The sequence below is a fragment of the Bacteroidales bacterium genome, assembly GCA_017521245.1.
Taxonomy (GTDB): domain Bacteria; phylum Bacteroidota; class Bacteroidia; order Bacteroidales; family G3-4614; genus Caccoplasma_A.
In genome coordinates this window covers 1-20,520 of record JAFXDI010000039.1, presented here as the reverse complement: position 1 = coordinate 20,520, position 20,520 = coordinate 1, and the positions used below count along the sequence as shown (strand labels likewise).

Sequence of the window (20,520 nt, the reverse complement as noted above, 5' to 3'; positions counted from 1 at the left end):
GGCATCAATGAACATAAATAGTCTTAAATCTACATTCTTATCTCTTATATCAGATATAAGATTTGCTTTAACATCTCTTCTTCTATCTGTAATTTTTATAGCTACTGCTACTTTTATTGAAAAGTTTTATGGTACAGAGATTGCTCTTAATTTTTTCTATTATAACATTGCTCTTTATCTCTTATTTACTATTGCAGCAGTAAGTTTTATTGCTTTCACCATAAAGTCTAAACTTGCTCAAAGAGGCAGATATGGTGCTATTATATTACACTTTGCATTTATTATAATTATTGTGGGTGCTGTAACTACTCACTATACAGGCAAAGAGGGCACTATACATTTAAGAGAAGGTGATGTTGCCTCTTATTTTACTTCTAAAGATGGAGATAAAATCAATCTGCCTTTTTCTATAAAATTAAATAGATTTGAGGTTGAATATTACGAAGGCAATGAATTTCCGTTGGCATATAAGAGTTTTATTACAATAAGCGACAAAGAGAGTAATTACGACGCAATAATATCTGTTAATAAAATTCTCAGAGAGAAGGGTTATAGAATTTACCAATTGTCGTACGACAAGGATATGAGAGGCTCTACTCTACTTATTAATAGAGACTTTGAAGGCACTCTTATTACATACATCGGATATGGATTATTGCTGATAGGTTTTTTACTATCTCTGTTTGGTAAGAGCAGCAGAATTAAAGATATCCTTGTCTCTATTTCATCAAAAAGTGGTAAAGCATCAATTATCGCAATTCTCTTACTATCAAGCATACAGGCAAATGCTAATGAGTTGGTTATTGATGAGCAAAATCTTATTTCGCACGAAGACGCCAAGAAGTGGGAGAATGTTATTGTTTTAAGCAACAATGGCATATTGGAACCTTTGGAGTGTCATGCCAGAACTATCCTTAGAAAGATTACCCACTCTAATGGCGATAATAATGATACATGGGGAGCAAGGTTGTATATGAGCTTTATCTCTAATCCTGAGTTTTGGAGCAATACCCCAATTATATATTGCTCAGATAAGAATATTGTTAAACTTTTCAGCAACAATGAAAGTAAATATATTGCGTTCAACTCTTTGTTCGACAACGAGGGAAGATACAAACTAAACTCTTTAGATGGCAATATACTAAATAGTAAAGAGTTATCGAAACTTGATGAGAAAGCTCGTATATTTTCTGCTATTTTAAATTGCTCCCTGTTAAAGATATTCCCAACCGATGATGGCAAATGGATTTCGCCAAATGAGAACAGTTTCAAAGGTAGCGACTCATTGTTTGTTGCAACTGCCATTGGTAGTTACATTGCAGGAAGAGTTAAAGAGAGCAACGAGATTATTGACCATATAACAACTTTTCAAGAGGTAAAATATAAGGGAGAACTACCCTCCCCTACAAAACGAAAATTATCTATTATATATAGCAAAGTCCCCATATTTAAGATTGTTGCATTTGGTTACATTATATTGGGTGTTTTGTTACTTTTCTTTGCGATTAGATACTCTTCGGCTACAACCTTTATGCAACAGATAAAGATGGGGGCTATTGCGGGTGCTATATTTGCAATATTCTTATTACACTCATCCGGTATTATTCTAAGATGGTATGTGTCAAGTCAACCACCATGGAGCAACACATACGAAACTATGTTATATATTGCTTGGTGTGTTGCATTAGGCGGATTACTCTTTATGAAAAAGAGTTCTATTGTATTGGCACTCTCTTCTGTTATGGCAGCAGTTACTCTTTTAATATCATCACTTAATTGGTTAGACCCTGTTATAACCCCTCTTATGCCAGTGCTTAACTCGCCTTGGTTAATTCTGCACGTTACAGTTATTACGGCAAGTTATGGATTTTTTGCTATTTGTGCGGTTATTGGTTTATACTCCCTTATTATTTCGTTTAAAAGAGATTCCGATAAGGTTGTTAAGGATCTCGCCTATATTAATGAGTTTTTGATGTACATTGGCTTGATTTTAGTTACAGTGGGTACATTCTTGGGGGCTATTTGGGCAAACCTGTCGTGGGGCAGATATTGGGGCTGGGATGCCAAAGAGAGTTGGGCTTTAATTACTATTTTTGTTTATGCAATTGTTACACACTCAAGATTCGTTCCTAAATTGAGGAACGATATAATTTTCTCAGGACTCTCGGTTCTTGCAACGCTCTCGGTTTTAATGACCTATTTTGGTGTAAATTATTATCTATCAGGGTTACATTCGTACGGCAACAATAGTAATCCTCCTGCCATAGAGTATGTTATAATTATCTATACTATAACTGCGTTAATATGGATTGTTGCAATGTGGAGACAAAAGAGGATTAAAAAAAACAGAAAGTAATTATACTACTATATAATAAATAAAACAGAGGTGCTGTTCACGTGAACAACACCTCTGCTTTTTATCTGTATTATAATATATTACTCGTACCTATTACATTATATTTATTGCTGATAAGCGACGCATAAATTCATCACGATTTGCTTCTGATATAACTATATACTCTTTACCAAAAACAATTCGTCCACGCTCAACCACTTCAACATTATTGAGATTTACTATATATGATCGGTGAACTCGCATAAAGCCTTTATCCGAAAGCATCTGTTCTACCGACTTCATTGACATTAAAGAAACTACGGGCTGGGAGTTCTTTATATGAAATTTTACATAATCTTTTAATCCCTCAATATATAGAACATCACTTATAATTATTTTTTTTAGTTTTGAATCACTCTTTACAAAAATTGATTCTAACCTCTTCTCCTGAGGTAAATGGTTTTGAGTTAATATTTTACTTGCAGCAGTTAAAAAGTTTATATACGATATTGGTTTCAACAGATAATCGAGTGCATTTTTTCTGTAACTTTCAACCGCATATTGCGAGTAAGCAGTGGTAAATATAACTCGTATATCTTTTGGTAATTGTTCACACAAATCCATTCCATTCATTTCAGACATCTCTATATCCAAAAACAATAAATCAACTTGCATGGTCTTAATCTCTTCTAATGCCTTTATTGCACTTGTTGAAGAACCTACCAATTCCAAAAAAGGAGTTTGTTTCACATATCCTTCTATTAATTGAACAGCCAAAGGTTCATCATCAATTACATAACATTTTACTAACATAAAAATTTCTCCTCTCTTTTAATGGGGATTACTAATTTTGCAATGTATTTTTTATCATCATGATTCATTGTAAGTGTATATTCTGACGGATATATAATATCTAATCGTTTTTGTAAATCCTCTATACCGTCGCCAGATTTTTTGCATGGATGTATTTTGTTATCAAAATAACTATTTTCCACTTCGCATATAATTGTTTTCCCATCTTCTATTACAATATTAATGTAAACAAAAGACTTACGTGATGAAATAACTCCATGTTTAAAAGCATTTTCTACCAATACAATAAATAATAGTGGCGGAATACAAAAACTCTCGGTCTTTGAAGGCAGAGATATTTTCAAGTCTAAGTTCTCATTTGTTCTCAATTTCATTAACTCTATATAATCTTTAAGCAATGCCATAGACTCACTTAATGGTACACAATGAAAGGTTTTATATTCTACCATAACCTTTCGCATCATATTGCTTAAGCGTATAATTGCATCTTTTGACATTTCTGGCGATATATCTATTAAAGCATATATACTATTAAGGGTGTTAAACAGGAAATGGGGTGAGAATTGTTTACGCAAATTTTTAAGTTCTGCCTCTGCGTAACTCTGCTTCAACTCATTTATCTTTTTCCTCTGCACTCTAATCTCTGTAATTGTTCGAATTCCTATTGTAGCACCAACTGCAAATATCATAGGCAACACCTTAGAGATTAAGAACATAATATTAACAGGAGGTTTTTTATGGTCAAATGGTGGTAATCCTTTGTGTTTATCTATAAAATCTGAAGAAGGTTGTGGTGGAGGGAATCCAGACCAAACCTCACCTCCTTCAATTTGCTTGTGTATATGATGGTGTTCTCTTGCCTTTTCTTCTACAAAGAACATAAATACTGACAATAGAGTTACCAATAGTGTATTTACTAATATAAATTTAAATATCTTTTTGTTTGCATATAAAAGACAACGAGGAACAAAAAATATGTAGTTTAATAAAAATAATATACATATAGACCAACAAAGGATCAACATCTCTATTTCATGTTTTATCTCAACTTCGTTATAATATAACAACATAAGAGGAGATAGAAACAGAAGTGTCATCAATAGAATTTCTATTAGTACCGGTTTTGAAATATGTATATGTTTACCTATTTTATTTATTAATGTTTTCATGATTCTTTTTAAACATATAGCATCTTAACACATTGTATATTAAGCACTAAACTCAGATACAAATATAATATATTTTTTAACAAATAATACAATTATCAAAAAAATAAATTTGTTAACTATCAAATTATTACCTATCTTTGAAGTAAACTTCGAAGATAATCTGCACTCGTTGTAAAACACATCAGAACAAGTTCTACGTATTTTGCTCGTTTGTACCTATCTTTGAAGTAATATAAATAGGAATTTTTAGTGATGAAAAGGTCTCTTTCTGTTATATGTTTATTTATTGCAACCTTGTTCTGGATTGCAATAACTGTTATACCCCATCATCACCATAATGGAGTTCTTATATTTATTTCTGACTCCTCACATAGTGATTGTCATCACTCTCCTTGCAATGATTCTGACAATGATAAATGTTGTAATAATAACAACTGCGAGGAGTGCCCTTTCTCTGAGAATAGTGATTCCATTATTAAGAAAGCGTATGACGATTCTGACTCAAAGGTAAAGTTTTCCCAAATTGATTTTTTTGATATTTATAACTATAAATATGATTTTATCGCACAACATAGCATTAGATTATATTATACTGATGATATTTTTAATATATCACCCCATACACAATGCTCTTTACTAAGGGCTCCTCCTATGGCATAACTATGCCTGTTTATTCATAGATTCACAATTAATATTCTTTTATTTTAATAACATCACATATCACTTTATAGGTGATACTTAATTATTTATATAATTATGAAGAGATTTTATATTATTATTGTTGCATTGGCAACTATATCATTTTATGGTTGTAATGGAGAGAAAGAGAATAACTCTCATCATAGCAATGATATACACAACCATATTCATGAAAACGAGGAGAGTCATAACCATGATAATGAGAGCGAAGATACTCACAATCATAACCACGCTCATGCCGATGAACATAATCATTCGCACGCTGATATTCATGAAGATAAAAATGTTGTTGTATTTACTCACCAACAATCTGAAAATGCAAATCTTAAAGTAAAGAAGATAGAGCCTGCTCCTTTTGCTAATATTATAAAATGTAGTGGAGATATTATATCTTCACCAGCAGATGCCATATATATTGTTGCTCCAACAAGTGGAATAATTACATTTGGCAACCCCTATCCCGTTGATGGCTGTGCTGTTAATAAGGGTGACAAACTTTTCTCTGTATCTTCTTCAAACCTCCAAGATGGAGATATTGCATACCGAACTAAAATTGCATACGAAAAGGCTAAAAGAGATTATGAACGTGCCGAAGAACTTGTTAAAGATAAGATAGTAAGCGAAAAAGAGTTCTCAGACATTAAGGTTGAGTACGAAAATGCCAAGGCTGCATACGAGGCTGTAAACGGAAATGACGGCAACGGCTCGGCAATAATTGCTCCTACTGAGGGATATATATCTCAAATTATGATTAATAATGGAGATTATGTTTCTGTTGGTCAAAAGATAGCAATGATCAGCAAAAATAAAATACTTCTTTTAAGAGCAAATATTGAACATGAAAGTTTCGCAGACCTTCCTAAAATAAAGAGTGCTAACTTTAGAATACCTATGATCGACTATCTATACAAGTTGGAGGAGATGAACGGTAAAGTTTTATCGTATGGTAAATATATTACCCACGGGGAGAACTTTATTCCTGTTACTTTTGAGTTTAACAACAATCACAATTTAATTCCGGGCACTTACGCCGATATATATATATTAACCAATACAGAAAAAGAGGTTCTATCTGTTCCTGAGAATGCTATCTGCGAGGAGCAAGGTTTATATTATCTGTTTGTTGCTCTTGATTGTGAGCATTTCCGCAAGACTGAGGTTACTCTTGGCGAGAGTAACGGAGAAATGGTACAAATTCTTAAAGGTTTAAATAACGGAGATTTGGTTGTTACTGATGGTGTTCATCAACTTAAAGCCGCATCACGAAAGAGTGTTATTCCTGAGGGACATTCACATAGTCATTAATGAATCATTCGTTAGTTTATTGAAAATTTAATTGGATAAGAAAGGTTTTCACTATGCTTAATAAGATTATAAAATTTTCGTTAGATAACCGATTGGTGGTTATTATGGCGGCAGCATTACTCCTTATGTGCGGTATATATACTGCAAAAAATATGGAGGTTGATGTTTTCCCCGACCTTAATGCTCCTACGGTAACAATTATGACAGAGGCTCCAGGACTGGCTCCTGAAGAGGTTGAACAACTGGTTTCATTCCCAATAGAGACTGCTGTAAATGGTGCAACAGGTGTTCGTAGAGTTCGTTCTTCTTCCACAACTGGATTCTCTATTGTTTGGGTGGAGTTTGATTGGGACACCGATATTTATCTTGCCAGACAAATTGTATCAGAGAAACTCTCTACTCTATCGGGCAAACTCCCCAATAGTGCAGGTACTCCACAATTAGGACCTCAAACTTCAATCTTAGGAGAGGTTATGATTATTGGTCTATCATCTGACTCAGTTTCGCTTTTAGATCTGCGAACTACTGCTGACTTTTTGATACGCCCCCGACTCCTTTCTGTTACTGGTGTTGCCCAAGTTCATGTTATTGGTGGCGATGTTAAGGAGTATCAAATATTGCTTGACCCTCTTAAAATGCGTCACTATGGCGTTACCTTAGATGATGTTATGAGGGATGTAAAAGACCTTAATGAGAATGCCGCTGGTGGTATTATATATCAATATGGTAACGAGTATATTATAAGAGGTGCTATATCTTCTAAGAGTGCTGATGATATGGCAGAGTGCTTAATCAAACGTGCCGAAGGTGAACATATTCACCTTTATGATATTGCAGAAGTTAAGATTGGCTCAAAGGCCCCAAAAATTGGTTTGGCATCATCAAAGGCTAAACCTGCTGTTTTGATTACCGTTACTAAACAACCTGAGGCTGGAACTATGGTTCTTACCGAGAACATTGATAAGGTAATGGAGGAGATGAAGAGTCAGATGCCTCAGAATATTGATGTTGATAGTAATATTTTTAGGCAATCTCGTTTTATTGATAGTTCAATTAATAATATTCAAAAGTCGCTTTACGAAGGTGGACTGTTTGTTGTTATAATACTTTTCATATTCTTGATGAGTGTACGTACAACAATCATATCGGTTGTTACAATTCCACTATCACTAATTGTCTCTATTCTTACTCTAAAACTTATGGGATTAACTATTAATACCATGAGCATTGGAGGTATGGCAATTGCTATTGGCTCGTTGGTTGATGATGCTATTGTTGACGTTGAGAATGTTTATAAGAGATTGAAACAAAACAATGCCAAGGAGGAGGGTAAAAGATTGTCTGCTTTGCAGGTGATTTTTGAAGCATCAAAAGAGGTTCGTTTGCCAATATTGAATTCTACTTTGATTATTGTTGTGAGTTTCTTGCCTCTATTCTTCTTATCGGGTATGGAGGGTAAGATGTTGGCTCCTCTTGGTATCTCTTTTATAGTTGCCCTATTTGCTTCAACTATTATTGCTCTTACTCTTACTCCCGTAATGTGTAGTTACTTGTTAGGTGGCAAACGAAATGCAAAGAAGGATAGAGAACCTATTGTTTCGAGAGTTTTAGGTAAGTGTTATAAGCGAGGTTTGGAGTGGAGTTTAAATCACAAGAAGGCTATTTTAATTTCTACCATTGTTCTGACCATTACAGCTATTACTGCATTCTTTACATTAGGTAGGAGTTTCTTACCTCAATTTAACGAAGGTTCTCTTACCATAAATATTAGTTCTGTTCCCGGTATCTCGCTTGAGGAGAGTGATAAGATTGGTCGTTTGGCTGAAGAGATATTACTTACCGTTCCAGAGATTAAGACTGTTGCAAGAAAAACCGGTAGAGCAGAACTTGCTGAACACTCTTTTGGCGTTAATGCTTCGGAAATTGAGGCTCCATTTGAACTTGATAATAGAAGCAAAAAAGAGATGCTTAAAGAGGTTAGGGAGAAACTTTCGGTTTTACCGGGTGTGAATATTGAGATAGGTCAACCTATATCGCACCGTATTGATGCTATGCTATCGGGTACAAGAGCAAACATCGCCATAAAGATATTTGGCAAGGATCTTAATCATATGTTTAACTTAGGCAGTGATATTCAAGAGCTGATCAAGGATGTTGAGGGTATCGCCGATGTTAATGTGGAACAACAAATAGAGCGTCCTCAATTGAGAATTACTCCTAACAGAGAGTTGCTTTCAGATTATGGTATTACTCTTGGCGAGTTTGGAGAGATGATTCATATTTTGTTGGCAGGTGAGGTTGTTTCGCAAGTTTATGACGGAAATAGCACATTTGATGTTACAGTTAAACTTAATGATAATAAACGCACCTCGCTTAATGATGTTAGAAGTATGCTTATTGATTCAAATGAAGGTAAGATCCCTTTACACTATGTTGCGAAGGTTGAATCGGTTATGGGACCTAACACCATAAACAGAGAGAATGCTGAGCGAAAAATTGTTGTATCGGCAAATATGTCTGGTAGCGATTTACTTGGTGGTGTTAATGAGATAAAGAAGAGAATTAATGAGAACATCACTCTACCTGAGGGCTACCATATTGAGTATGGTGGTCAGTTTGAGAGTGAAGCAGAGGCTTCGAAACGCTTAAGTATAATGTCTGTCTTCTCAATTATTGTTATCTTCTTACTATTGTATAACCAATTTAAGAGTTCTGTTCAGGCAGGAGTTATTCTGTTGAACTTACCCCTTGCTCTTATTGGTGGCGTATTTGTATTGCTATTCAGTGATGGCATTATAAGTATTCCGGCTATTATAGGTTTTATATCGCTATTTGGTATTGCTACTCGTAATGGTATGTTACTTATTAGCAGATACAACACTTTACGTAATGAGGGAAAGAGTATTAAGGATACTATTATTGAAGGTTCAACAGACAGACTAAACCCTATTATTATGACGGCTCTAACTTCGATGCTGGCTCTTATTCCTCTAGCTATTGGTGGAGAGTTGCCCGGTAACGAAATTCAGAGTCCTATGGCTAAGGTTATATTAGGAGGACTTTTTACCTCTACACTTTTGAATATGTTTGTTATTCCTATTGTTTATATGATTATTGAGAATAAGAAAAGGAGGATATAGTTATGTTTAAACGTTTATATATTGTAATAATATTCCTATCGGTTTCTGTTACTGTATGGTCGCAAAATAACAATATAGAGGCTGTTCTTACCGAGATAGAGGCAAACAACCTTACTCTTAAAACTTTAAGAGAGGCTAACAATGCTCAAAAGTATGCCAATAAAGAGGATGTTACACTTTCAAACCCCGAAGTTGAATTTAACTATATATGGGGAGCTAACTCTCCTGTAAAGGGTAAAGAGTTTGCCGTTAGCCAAGAGTTTGATTTCCAAACCATTCTTGGTTACAAATCAGGCGTTGCCAAAAAACAAAACGAACTTATTGATATTGAGTACAAACGTGAAAGAATTAATCTTCTGCTCGAAGCAAAAACTTTGTGCTACGACCTTATTTACCATAATGCTCTATATCGAGAACTTAATGAGCGACTCTCTTTGGCAGAAGAGAATGTTACTCTATTTAAGAAGCGTTTTGATAATGGAGATGTCTCTATTTTAGAACTCAATAAGGCTAAATTGGATTTAGCTCTTGCAAAAGGAGAAATCTCAAATGTTGAAGCAGACAGACAAGAAATTTTATCGCAACTTACTATACTTAATGGAGGGAAAGAGATTGTTTTAAATATTGACGAGTTTGACATTATCGCTCCCCTTCCTCTATTTGATGTTTGGTATTCAGAAGCGGAGGCTCTTAACCCTGTTTTAGAGTATGCTCGCAACGAGGTTGAGCTAAGCGAGAGAGAGATTAAACTTAACCGCTCGGCTTGGGCACCTAAACTTTCGGCAGAGTATTCAAGAGAGTGGGATGACAATGCTAAACTTAACGGATTTAAGATTGGTATGAGTATTCCTCTTTGGGCTGATGCCAATAAGGTTAAATGGGCAAAGGCTAACGCTATTGCTACTGAGAGCCGAAAAAATGAGTTGGAGATTAATTTCTATTATCAAATCAAGAACGACTACGAAAAGAGCATCATATTGCAAAAGAGTGCAGCTGAAACAAAAGCAGCGGTTGAGCAGTTATCAAATTTGAAATATTTGGGCAAGGCTCTTGAAAGCGGAGAGATTACTATGCTCGACTATATTGTAGAGGTACAGATGTATTACGAGGCAAGGACAATGGCTTTGGATGCCGAAAGAGCATATTATATGAGTCTTGCTAAATTGTGTGCATATACTTTGTAATTTATAAGTTATTTTGACAGTAAACCCCAAAGTTTATTGATAGACTTTGGGGTTCATTTATTCCTATAAGGGCAAGTGTGATAGATCACACCCCTACTCTGCAAGTTGCAGTAATAATCATAAATGATAATTACTTGATTTCAAAAACTTGTGGAGTAGCACAAAAAGCGTTATACTCTTGAACTGTTTGGAATGTATTTGTTATGGTTGATTCCCTCTCAATATCCTCAAGTTCCAATGAATATCTTTGATTTACCTGAATTGGTAATGAGACTCCTTCAGACAAGGGATTTAATGTTACTACCATTTTCACATTATCAAAACCTTTTTCAGCCTCAAACGATACTACAAAAGGATATTTTGATACTGAGCCTCCTGATACCATATTCCCATTAATATCAATATAACTTACTGCTCCTGTTATATCTTGATGTGTCCCTTGCATAAGTTGATATTCATACTCTACATCAACATATTTTCGGTCTTCATCACATGATACTAACGCAGGGATAAGAGCAACTGCAAATATGCTCAAAATTGTTTTAATCTTTTTCATAATTCTATATATTTAATTTTCAGTACAAATAAATCTAATATTTATATTATATACAACACAATTAATTTTTATTATGTTTTTTATATATTACATATCATTTTTGGCATATAATGTTTATCTTTGTAAAAATTAGCTATAAATGAGATAAAGATGATACTCCCAAACAATATAAAAGCCTTGCTATTTGATATGGATGGTGTGATTTTCGACACCGAAGGTCTTTACTCAGAGTTTTGGAAAAAGGAACTTTTTAAATATCTCCCTGATGATCCGAAAATCTTTGACAAAGTCAAAGGCTCAACATTAAATGATATCCTTACAAGATATTTTAAAGATGATGATATCAGAACAAAGGTTGTTGCAGCTATTGATAATTTTGAGACTACAATGCCATTTTATTATATAAACGGGTTTGAGGAGTATTTCAGAAAAATTAAGGACGTCGGCTATAAATGTGCAGTTGTTACAAGTTCTAACGATAAAAAAATGGCTAATGTTTTTAACCGCCACCCAATGTTTAAGAGCCAATATGATACAATCATAACTGCTGATGATATAACTTTATCAAAACCAAATCCTCAATGTTTTTTGCTTGCAGCAGAAAGGCTTGGAGTAAAACCAGAAGAGTGCGCCGTATTTGAGGACTCTATTCATGGGCTGAATGCCGCTCGCGCAGCAGGAATGTTTGTTGTTGGAGTTGCAACATCTAACCCATACAACATTGTAAAAGAGATGTCAGATGTAGTAATAAATGATTTTAAAGAGATATAAACGTTAACAAATTAATAGTATAAAATTTTTTAACTATGAACATTTTAATTACCCATAGGGAAGTGGACCCCATAATGCTAAATATTTTCAACACTTTATCATTAAATAAAAAATATAATATATTTATTGCTATTCCTAAAGATGAAGATTCATTTCATAAAATTGAAGGGAACTGCATTAAACTATTTATGAACAGAATAAAATCTAAGTTTACGTGGAGTTCTATTAAGGATATCAGAAGAATTGTAAAAGAAAATAATATCGACATTATATTTTCAGCTGGTAGCTCTGGTTTGTCTAATGCTTTATTTGCAACAATTGGAACAAAAACTATAAATGTAGCATATAGAGGAACTCAACATAAAATCAGACTAACTGATCCTACATACTACATGGGTATTCTAAACCCTCGCGTTGATTATGTAATATGTGAAACAGAAGACATAATGCAGTCTTTATCCAAATATATTTCAAAGAAAAAACTATCATTCAGGTCAAAACCATATATGATTGAATGGATTAAGACGGATAACGATGTAACAGATGAAAATCTTCCTGAAAATTCATTCAAATTGGTATATGTTGGAAACACAAAAGGTAGACCATTCAAAGGGTTAAGCTACCTAATTGAGGCAATGATTTTATTAAATGACAAAGATATTCATCTAACCATTATAGGAGATTATAGTGATGAAGACTTTAATATGGCAAATAACAGCAAGATGAATAATAATATTCATTTTATGGGTCCTCGTTCTAATGCTATTAGTTATATAAAAAATAAAGATTTATTTGTCTTGCCTTCATTAAGAGACGCTTCTCCAAGAGTAGTCAGAGAAGCCCTCGCTTGCTCTGTACCTTGCATAGTTACAGATATACCTGGAGCAAGAGACTTAATATCTCCCCAATGCGGTATATTGGTTCCTGCAGGTAACTCTAAAGAATTGGCTGATAAAATAAAAGATTTGAAAAATAATAATAGTAAACTAAATTCCTTAAAAAGCGAATCACAGAAACATATTATAGAAAATTTTAGTGTAGAAGATTATACCAATTACATATCTAATATCTTTGATAAACTTTATTCAGAGAGAGTTAATTCATAAAAAAGTAAATCTATCAGAGAATATAATAGATTAAATATCGTAACATAAAAATCCCTTTTTGAAACTTAGTAAAGTTCAAAAAGGGATTCTATATAAAGAGGAATGGTCTTAATTTATTATTTCGTTATAAATTTTATCCTCTGCATTATCGCAGTCTCCTTATATCGTTAGTTTTCCATTAATACTCGTCCCAAGCAAGTATTCCTATATCTTCTATTGGTTTGTTAATAAAGGCATTGATATATGCTGTAGCAAGACGTGCATTTGTTAGCAATGGTATGTTGTGGTCTATTGCTGAACGGCGTATGCGGTATCCGTTTGTCAACTCTCGTTTAGTATGATTCTTTGGTATATTTACAACCAAATCTATTGCGTGGCTTGAAAGAAGGTCAAGAATATTTTCTCCCTCTTCATCGGGCCAACATACTGGATGTGCATTTATTCCGTTTGAGTTCAAGAATGCTGCTGTACCTTCGGTTGCATATAGTTTGTATCCACTCTCTGATAAAACTTTGCAAGAGTCTAACAAATCAACTTTACCACGTGCATCGCCTGACGATACTAATACTGCTTTTGATTTATCAGGAATACGATATCCTACTGAAATCATAGCATTTAACAACGCTTCATCAAAATCAGCACCTATACATCCAACCTCTCCTGTTGATGACATATCTACACCTAATACTGGGTCTGCTTTGTGAAGACGTGCAAATGAGAATTGAGATGCTTTAATTCCAATGTAATCTATATCAAATGTTGAAGAATCTGCTTTTTCAACTGGCTCTCCTAACATTATACGTGTTGCAGTTTCGATGAAGTTGCGTTTCAAGATTTTTGAAACAAATGGGAAACTACGTGATGCACGTAAGTTACACTCAATTACCTTAACATCGTTGTTCTTAGCCAAGTATTGAATATTGAATGGGCCTGAGATATTCAACTCTTTTGCAATCTTCTTGCTTATACGTTTGATGCGGCGCACTGTCTCCATATATATTTTTTGAGCTGGGAAAACAAGCGTTGCATCTCCTGAGTGTACTCCTGCAAACTCAATATGCTCTGATATTGCATACTCTATAACCTCTCCGTTACGTGCTACTGCATCAAACTCTATCTCTTTTGCATTTTGCAAGAACTCTGATACTACAACGGGGAACTCTTTTGATACTTTTGCTGCTGCTCCAAGGAACTCGTACATTGATTCGTGGTCGTAGCAAACATTCATTGCTGCTCCTGATAGTACATAACTTGGACGAATCAATACGGGGAATCCTACCTCCTCAACAAACTTGTCAATATCATCAAAACTTGTCAACTCCTTCCAACGTGGTTGGTCAATACCCAATGTATCGAGCATTGCAGAGAATTTGTGACGGTTCTCAGCACGGTCAATTGAGATTGGTGATGTTCCCAATACCGGTACATGGCGACGATACAACTTCATTGCCAAGTTGTTGGGGATTTGTCCTCCCACTGATACAATCACTCCACGTGGTGTTTCAAGGTCAATAATATCTAATACACGCTCAAAACTTAACTCATCAAAGTAAAGTTTATCACACATATCGTAGTCTGTTGATACTGTCTCAGGGTTGTAGTTGATCATTATTGATTTGTAACCCAATTTACGACATGTATTGATAGCATTTACTGAACACCAGTCAAACTCTACTGAACTACCAATGCGGTATGCTCCTGAACCAAGTACTACAATGTTTTTACCTGAGTTGTAGTCGTATGGGATTTGGTGTGCTTCTGCTCCGTAGGTTAAATATAGATAATTTGTCAAATCGGGGTACTCTGATGCTACTGTGTTTATACGGCAAACTTTTGGTGTAATGTTTAAGTTTTTACGATGTTCGCGAACACGTATCAGTTCCGGCTCAAAGTTTCCTTCGGGATTCTCAACGTAACGTGCTATCTGGAAGTCGCTAAATCCTAAACGTTTTGCCTCTGCCAATACGTCTGACGGAAGATCCTCAATACGATTGTATTTCTTTAATACAAGAGTAAAGTCTGTAATATTCTTCAAGCAGTTCAAGAACCAAGGATCTATTTTTGTCAACTCCTCGATACGTTCTACTGTATATCCCTCCTCAAATGCTTTTGCAATGGCAAAGATACGCATATCTGTTGGGTGAGAAAGAGCGTAATCCAAATCATCAAAAGAGATGTCACGATTTCCTACAAATCCGTGCATTCCCTGTCCTATCATACGAAGTCCTTTTTGGATTATCTCCTCAAAACTTTTACCTATTGACATTATCTCTCCAACTGATTTCATTGATGAGCCAATCTCACGATCAACACCTGCAAATTTTGTCAAGTCCCAACGAGGTATCTTAACAATCATATAATCAACTGAAGGTGCTACATATGCTGAGTTAGGTGTTCCCATTTCACCGATTTGGTCAAGTGAGTAACCTAATGCCAATTTTGCTGCTACAAATGCCAAAGGATAACCTGATGCTTTTGATGCCAATGCTGAACTACGACTTAAACGTGCATTAATCTCAATGATACGATAGTCGTTTGTTTCTGCATTAAATGCGTATTGTATGTTACACTCTCCTACTATACCAATATGGCGAACAACTTTCTTTGCAATTTCTTGCAACATTGTTATCTGCTCTTGTGTAAGAGATACGATAGGTGCTACAACGATACTCTCTCCTGTGTGAATACCAAGTGGGTCAAAGTTCTCCATTGGTACTACGGTGAAACAGTGGTCGTTCTTGTCGCGTATTACCTCAAACTCTATCTCTTTCCATCCTTTCAACGACTCCTCAACAAGAATTTGTTTTGAGTGTGCAAGTGCGCTATCGCATAGAGTTTTGAACTCTTCATCGTTGTTACATATACCTGAGCCTAAACCTCCAAGGGCGTATGCCGAACGTACCATTACCGGGAAACCTATACGGTGTGCAACCTCAATTGCATCTTCCATTGTCTCCACCGCTTGTGATACTGGAGTTTTTGCTGATATTTCATCAAGTTTTTTAACAAACAGGTCGCGGTCTTCGGTAATCATAATTGCCTCAACCGATGTTCCTAATACTTTTACTCCGTATTTCTCAAGTGTTCCGTTAAGGTATAACTCTGTTCCGCAGTTTAGAGCTGTTTGACCACCAAATGCAAGAAGAATTCCATCGGGACGCTCTTTTTGAATTACCTTCTCTACAAAATGAGGAGTGATGGGTAGGAAATATACTTTGTCTGCTACACCCTCTGAAGTTTGTATAGTTGCAATATTTGGGTTTATCAAAACTGTTGATATTCCCTCTTCTCTTAATGCTTTTAATGCTTGTGAGCCAGAGTAATCGAACTCACCAGCTTGCCCAATCTTTAATGCTCCTGAGCCAAGCAACAATACTTTTTTCATTTTCATCTCCATAGGTAAATATTTTTTCTAACGTTTATCTTTGATTTACGGTACTTTTATACCAACTGCAAAGATAAAAATATTCTACGATATAATTTCAATTATTCACTATCTTTTTCTACTTTTTTTATAGTTATTTTTTTTCAGCAAAAGTTTATTAAAAAATTGTAAGTTTTATGGTTTATCTTTATTGATATTAGAACTCTTTTTTTTACCTTTGTCGTTTCCAAAATTAAGAGATAAAGGTATGCCAACATCTTTAAGATTTAGAGTTATTGAAAATGCGTTCTTAAAACGCCCTGTTGAGGTCAAACTCCCAGAGGAGAGACCTTCGGAATATTTCGGAAAATATGTTTTCAATCGTGCAAAAATGCAACAATTTTTGCCAAAAGATATTTATGAAAATCTTACTAACTCAATAGACAACAACAAACCCATTAACAGAGATATTGCCGATGCTGTGGCTGAGGGTATGAAAAAGTGGGCTATCAGTATGGGTGCTACACACTACACTCACTGGTTTCACCCATTAACAGAAGGTACTGCCGAGAAACACGATGCCTTTGTGGAGCTGGACAGTGAGGGCAATATGCTTGAACGTTTGAGTGGTAAGCTACTTATCCAACAAGAGCCAGACGCTTCGAGTTTCCCAAATGGTGGCATCAGAAATACCTTTGAGGCTCGTGGTTATTCGGCTTGGGACCCCTCTTCTCCTGCTTTTATTGTTGATGATACGTTGTGTATTCCAACAGTGTTTATTGCATATACAGGAGAGTCGCTTGATTATAAGGCTCCTCTTTTAAAGGCTCTTCACGCAGTGGACAAAGCGGCTGTTGAGGTATGTAAATATTTTAATCCTGAAGTTAAAAAGGTTATTGCTTACCTTGGTTGGGAGCAAGAGTATTTTTTGGTTGATGAAGGACTGTATGCCGCTCGCCCCGACTTGCTATTGACAGGGCGTACTCTTATGGGACATGAGAGTTCAAAAAACCAACAACTTGATGACCACTACTTTGGTGCTATCCCATCGCGTGTTATTGAGTTTATGAAGGAGGTTGAGATTGAGTGTCTTAAACTTGGCATTCCTCTAAAGACACGCCATAACGAGGCTGCCCCAAATCAATTTGAGTTTGCTCCTATTTTTGAGGAGTGCAACCTTGCAAACGACCACAACCTGTTAATGATGGCAACAATGCGTAAGGTTGCCCGTAATCATGGATTCAGGGTACTGCTTCATGAGAAACCTTTCAAGGGTGTTAACGGCTCGGGCAAGCATAACAACTGGTCGCTTGGTACAGACAACGGCATAATGCTTATGTCGCCCGGTAAATCAAAGAATGAAAACCTTCGCTTTATTACATTTATTGTCAATGTTATTAAGGCGGTTTACAAATATAACGGATTGCTTAAAGCAAGTATATCTTCGGCTACCAATGCTCACCGTTTGGGTGCTGCTGAGGCTCCACCCGCTATTATATCTATATTCCTTGGCTCTCACCTTACACAGGTGCTACAACATATTGGTAGCGAGGATTTGGATAATTTAGAAGCATCTTCAAAACAGGGTGTAAATTTGGATATTCCTCAAATCCCCGAATTGCTGATTGACAATACCGACCGCAACAGAACTTCGCCATTTGCATTTACCGGTAACAGATTTGAGTTCAGAGCAATAGGTGCAGAGGCAAACTGTGCTTCGGCAATGATTGCATTAAACTCGGCAGTTGCAAAACAACTTACTGAGTTTAAACACGATGTTGATGAAAAGATTGCAATGGGCATAGATAAACAAAATGCTATTCTTGCAGTTCTTGGAGAGTATGTTAAGGAGAGTATGGATATATGCTTTGATGGTAACGGATATAGTGATGAGTGGAAACAAGAGGCTAAACGCAGAGGATTGGATTGCGAGACAAGTGTTCCTCTTATTTTTGATAACTACCTCGCCGATGCTACAATAGATATGTTCTCTTCGGTTGGTGTTATGACTAAAAAAGAGTTGGAGGCTCGTAACGAGGTTAAGTGGGAGACCTACACAAAGAAAATTCAGATTGAGGCTCGTGTTCTTGGCGACTTGGCTAAAAACCACGTTATTCCTACATCAACCAAATATCAAAGCGAACTTATTGAGAATGCTTATAAACTTAAACTTCTATTCCCCGACAAAGCCGATAGCCTTTGCGGAAAGGAGTTAACTACCATTGAAGATATAGGTACTCGTATTGAGGCTATCAAGGGATTGGTTGATGATATGATTGCCGCACGTAAAGAGGCTAACACAATTGAGGATATGCGTGAACGAGCAATTGCTTATCACGATACGGTTGCTCCCTATTTCCAAAAAATCAGAGCACACATCGACCGTCTTGAACTTGTTGTTGATGACAAGATGTGGACTTTGCCTAAATATAGAGAGTTATTGTTTATTAGATAGTTATTAGTTTTTAGATATATTAGTCCAATTGGACTAATTAGACTAATTGGTTTTATAAGAGAAACGGAGTTGCTTCAAAAAATGCAACTCCGTTTTAGCTAACGACTAAGGTGTGCGTAACGCCACAACTAAAAACTGGCAATTAATACCCCTACCCCCTACGGGTACTTCCCCTACATAAGGGGAAGAATTTGGGTTTTACATTAAACAAACAAAGAGGTTGCAACGCGTACTATTACGTTACAACCTCTTGCTTATTATTGAGTGTTATTCTAAAAACTGACAGCTAATAGCTGAAAACTGATAACTTTTGATACCCTTTTCGGCGGACACACCCCCGTCGCACAGAGCACTGTGCTCTCCAACCTTCGGCACGAATTGACATTTAGTCAATTCTAATTACTTTGTAATTACCTTGCTTGCGTGTGTCCCTACTTGCTTGGTTACAAAATTCCTAATTCCTCATTGTGGCACAGCCACGAACTAATTCCTAATTAAAACTAACAACCCTCTTAACCTTCCCCGATGTGGTTTCTGCAAATTGGGGTAGGAATTTTATCTGTTTTGGAGATTTATGTTTGGGTAGTTGCTCTTTGAGTTGCGTCAAGAGGTTTTGTTGTTTTTCATTACTCCACTCCTCTCCCTCTATTACAAGTGTACAGACCTCGCCCCAAACGGTATCGGGAGTGCCAATTATATAGAAGCGTTGTGAGATATATGGCTCTATGAGTTTTTCTATCTCCTCAGGAAATATCTTTACCCCTCCCGAGTTTATTACATTATCGTATCTGCCTCGCCATATGAAATGGGTATTATCGGTTAGAGTTACTATATCGTTTGTTATCAATCTTTTAACCGACAGGTGTGGTACATTTATTACCAAACACTCTCTGCCGTCTTGTTCAAAGGTTACTCCGTTTAGTGCAAAATACTCTTTGTCAGTTCCTATCTTACGCAATGCAACATGCGAAAGGGTTTCAGTCATTCCGTAGGTTGCGTAAGCATTTACCGATGTTTCAGAGATTTGCTTCTCGGTTGCTATATCGAGCGGAGCACCTCCTATTATGATGTTCTCTATCTTTGAGAGTTGTTGTAATGATGTGCTATCGTTTAATATATTTATCACTTGCGAAGGCACCATTGCAGAGAGGGTTATTCTGCTTTGCAATGGCTGTTGCAGTGGGTTTGATGATGGTTTCTGTTCAATCATCTCTGCTCCTGCCTCTAACCAACGTACTATCATCATTTTCCCTGCTATATAGTTGGGAGATAGTGATAACAGAAATGTTGAGGTTTGGTTGATATTAAAGAAGGCATTTGTCATTCGGGCAGATGCTCGCATATCGTTTTTTAGGAGTTGTATGGTTTTGGGCGTGCCTGTTGAACCTGATGTTTGTGCTGTCATATAGTCGCTATCACTGAACCACTCCGACACAAACTTTGCAAACTCGGGTGTTACCTCAGAGCATAATTCCTCAACAGAACGTACAATTTTACCATTTATCTTAAACTCCATTTTTATATTGCAGTTAAATCCCAATTGTGGTTTTTAGAGTGATATAGTTTATCTCCTTCAATATAGAGAGGAGATGTTATATTATTTGTATAGAGTTGCCCTGTTCC

Annotated in this window: 12 protein-coding genes; 7 read left to right on the top strand and 5 right to left on the bottom strand. The window is 35.9% G+C overall.

All coding sequences use genetic code 11. The features are described 5' to 3' along the window. The first annotated feature begins 7 nt into the window (after positions 1-7). Positions 8-2,356, top strand: a complete 2,349-nt coding sequence (gene ccsA / locus IKK64_06180) for a cytochrome c biogenesis protein CcsA (GenBank protein ID MBR4119649.1) — start codon at positions 8-10, stop codon at positions 2,354-2,356. A gap of 93 nt (positions 2,357-2,449) precedes the next feature. On the opposite strand, the gene IKK64_06175 is transcribed toward ccsA, so the two are convergent. Both IKK64_06175 and IKK64_06170 read right to left on the bottom strand, forming a co-directional pair. Next, positions 2,450-3,148, bottom strand: coding sequence for a response regulator transcription factor (locus IKK64_06175; GenBank protein ID MBR4119648.1), 699 nt, complete (start codon positions 3,146-3,148; stop codon positions 2,450-2,452). Continuing rightward, positions 3,142-4,317: a histidine kinase gene (locus tag IKK64_06170; protein MBR4119647.1), complete on the bottom strand. Its 1,176-nt coding sequence runs from the start codon at positions 4,315-4,317 to the stop codon at positions 3,142-3,144. Before IKK64_06170 ends, IKK64_06175 begins: the two co-directional genes overlap by 7 nt. 756 nt (positions 4,318-5,073) lie before the next feature. Between IKK64_06170 and IKK64_06165 the strand changes: the two genes are divergently transcribed. Genes IKK64_06165 through IKK64_06155 form a run of 3 tightly spaced genes read left to right on the top strand, consistent with a single transcriptional unit; the run spans position 5,074 to position 10,645 of the window. Beyond that, the gene (locus IKK64_06165; protein MBR4119646.1) at positions 5,074-6,321 is read left to right on the top strand and encodes an efflux RND transporter periplasmic adaptor subunit; all 1,248 of its coding nucleotides are present in this window, start codon (positions 5,074-5,076) and stop codon (positions 6,319-6,321) included. A 53-nt stretch (positions 6,322-6,374) separates the two neighbouring features. Then, positions 6,375-9,461, top strand: a complete 3,087-nt coding sequence (locus IKK64_06160; GenBank protein MBR4119645.1) for an efflux RND transporter permease subunit — start codon at positions 6,375-6,377, stop codon at positions 9,459-9,461. A gap of 2 nt (positions 9,462-9,463) precedes the next feature. Then, a complete protein-coding gene (locus tag IKK64_06155; protein MBR4119644.1) occupies positions 9,464-10,645 on the top strand; it encodes a TolC family protein in 1,182 nt (393 codons plus the stop codon). Positions 10,646-10,775: 130 nt separating this feature from the next. On the opposite strand, the gene IKK64_06150 is transcribed toward IKK64_06155, so the two are convergent. Further along, the gene (locus tag IKK64_06150) at positions 10,776-11,201 is read right to left on the bottom strand and encodes a hypothetical protein (GenBank protein MBR4119643.1); all 426 of its coding nucleotides are present in this window, start codon (positions 11,199-11,201) and stop codon (positions 10,776-10,778) included. Positions 11,202-11,351: 150 nt separating this feature from the next. Here IKK64_06150 and IKK64_06145 point away from each other — a divergent pair, with 150 nt between their 5' ends. Together IKK64_06145 and IKK64_06140 are read left to right on the top strand one after the other, a co-directional pair. Next, positions 11,352-11,972: an HAD-IA family hydrolase gene (locus IKK64_06145; GenBank protein MBR4119642.1), complete on the top strand. Its 621-nt coding sequence runs from the start codon at positions 11,352-11,354 to the stop codon at positions 11,970-11,972. Between the two features lie 35 nt (positions 11,973-12,007). Next, a complete protein-coding gene (locus tag IKK64_06140; GenBank protein MBR4119641.1) occupies positions 12,008-13,078 on the top strand; it encodes a glycosyltransferase in 1,071 nt (356 codons plus the stop codon). A gap of 178 nt (positions 13,079-13,256) precedes the next feature. Here IKK64_06140 and carB read toward each other — a convergent pair whose 3' ends face one another. After that, positions 13,257-16,475 carry a carbamoyl-phosphate synthase (glutamine-hydrolyzing) large subunit gene (carB, locus tag IKK64_06135; GenBank protein MBR4119640.1) on the bottom strand — a complete coding sequence of 1,073 codons (3,219 nt, stop codon included), beginning with the start codon at positions 16,473-16,475 and terminating at the stop codon, positions 13,257-13,259. 235 nt (positions 16,476-16,710) lie between these two features. Between carB and IKK64_06130 the strand changes: the two genes are divergently transcribed. Further along, positions 16,711-18,897 carry a glutamine synthetase III gene (locus tag IKK64_06130; protein ID MBR4119639.1) on the top strand — a complete coding sequence of 729 codons (2,187 nt, stop codon included), beginning with the start codon at positions 16,711-16,713 and terminating at the stop codon, positions 18,895-18,897. 490 nt (positions 18,898-19,387) lie between these two features. On the opposite strand, the gene IKK64_06125 is transcribed toward IKK64_06130, so the two are convergent. Beyond that, a complete protein-coding gene (locus IKK64_06125; protein ID MBR4119638.1) occupies positions 19,388-20,413 on the bottom strand; it encodes an AMP-binding protein in 1,026 nt (341 codons plus the stop codon). Positions 20,414-20,520 lie beyond the last annotated feature (107 nt).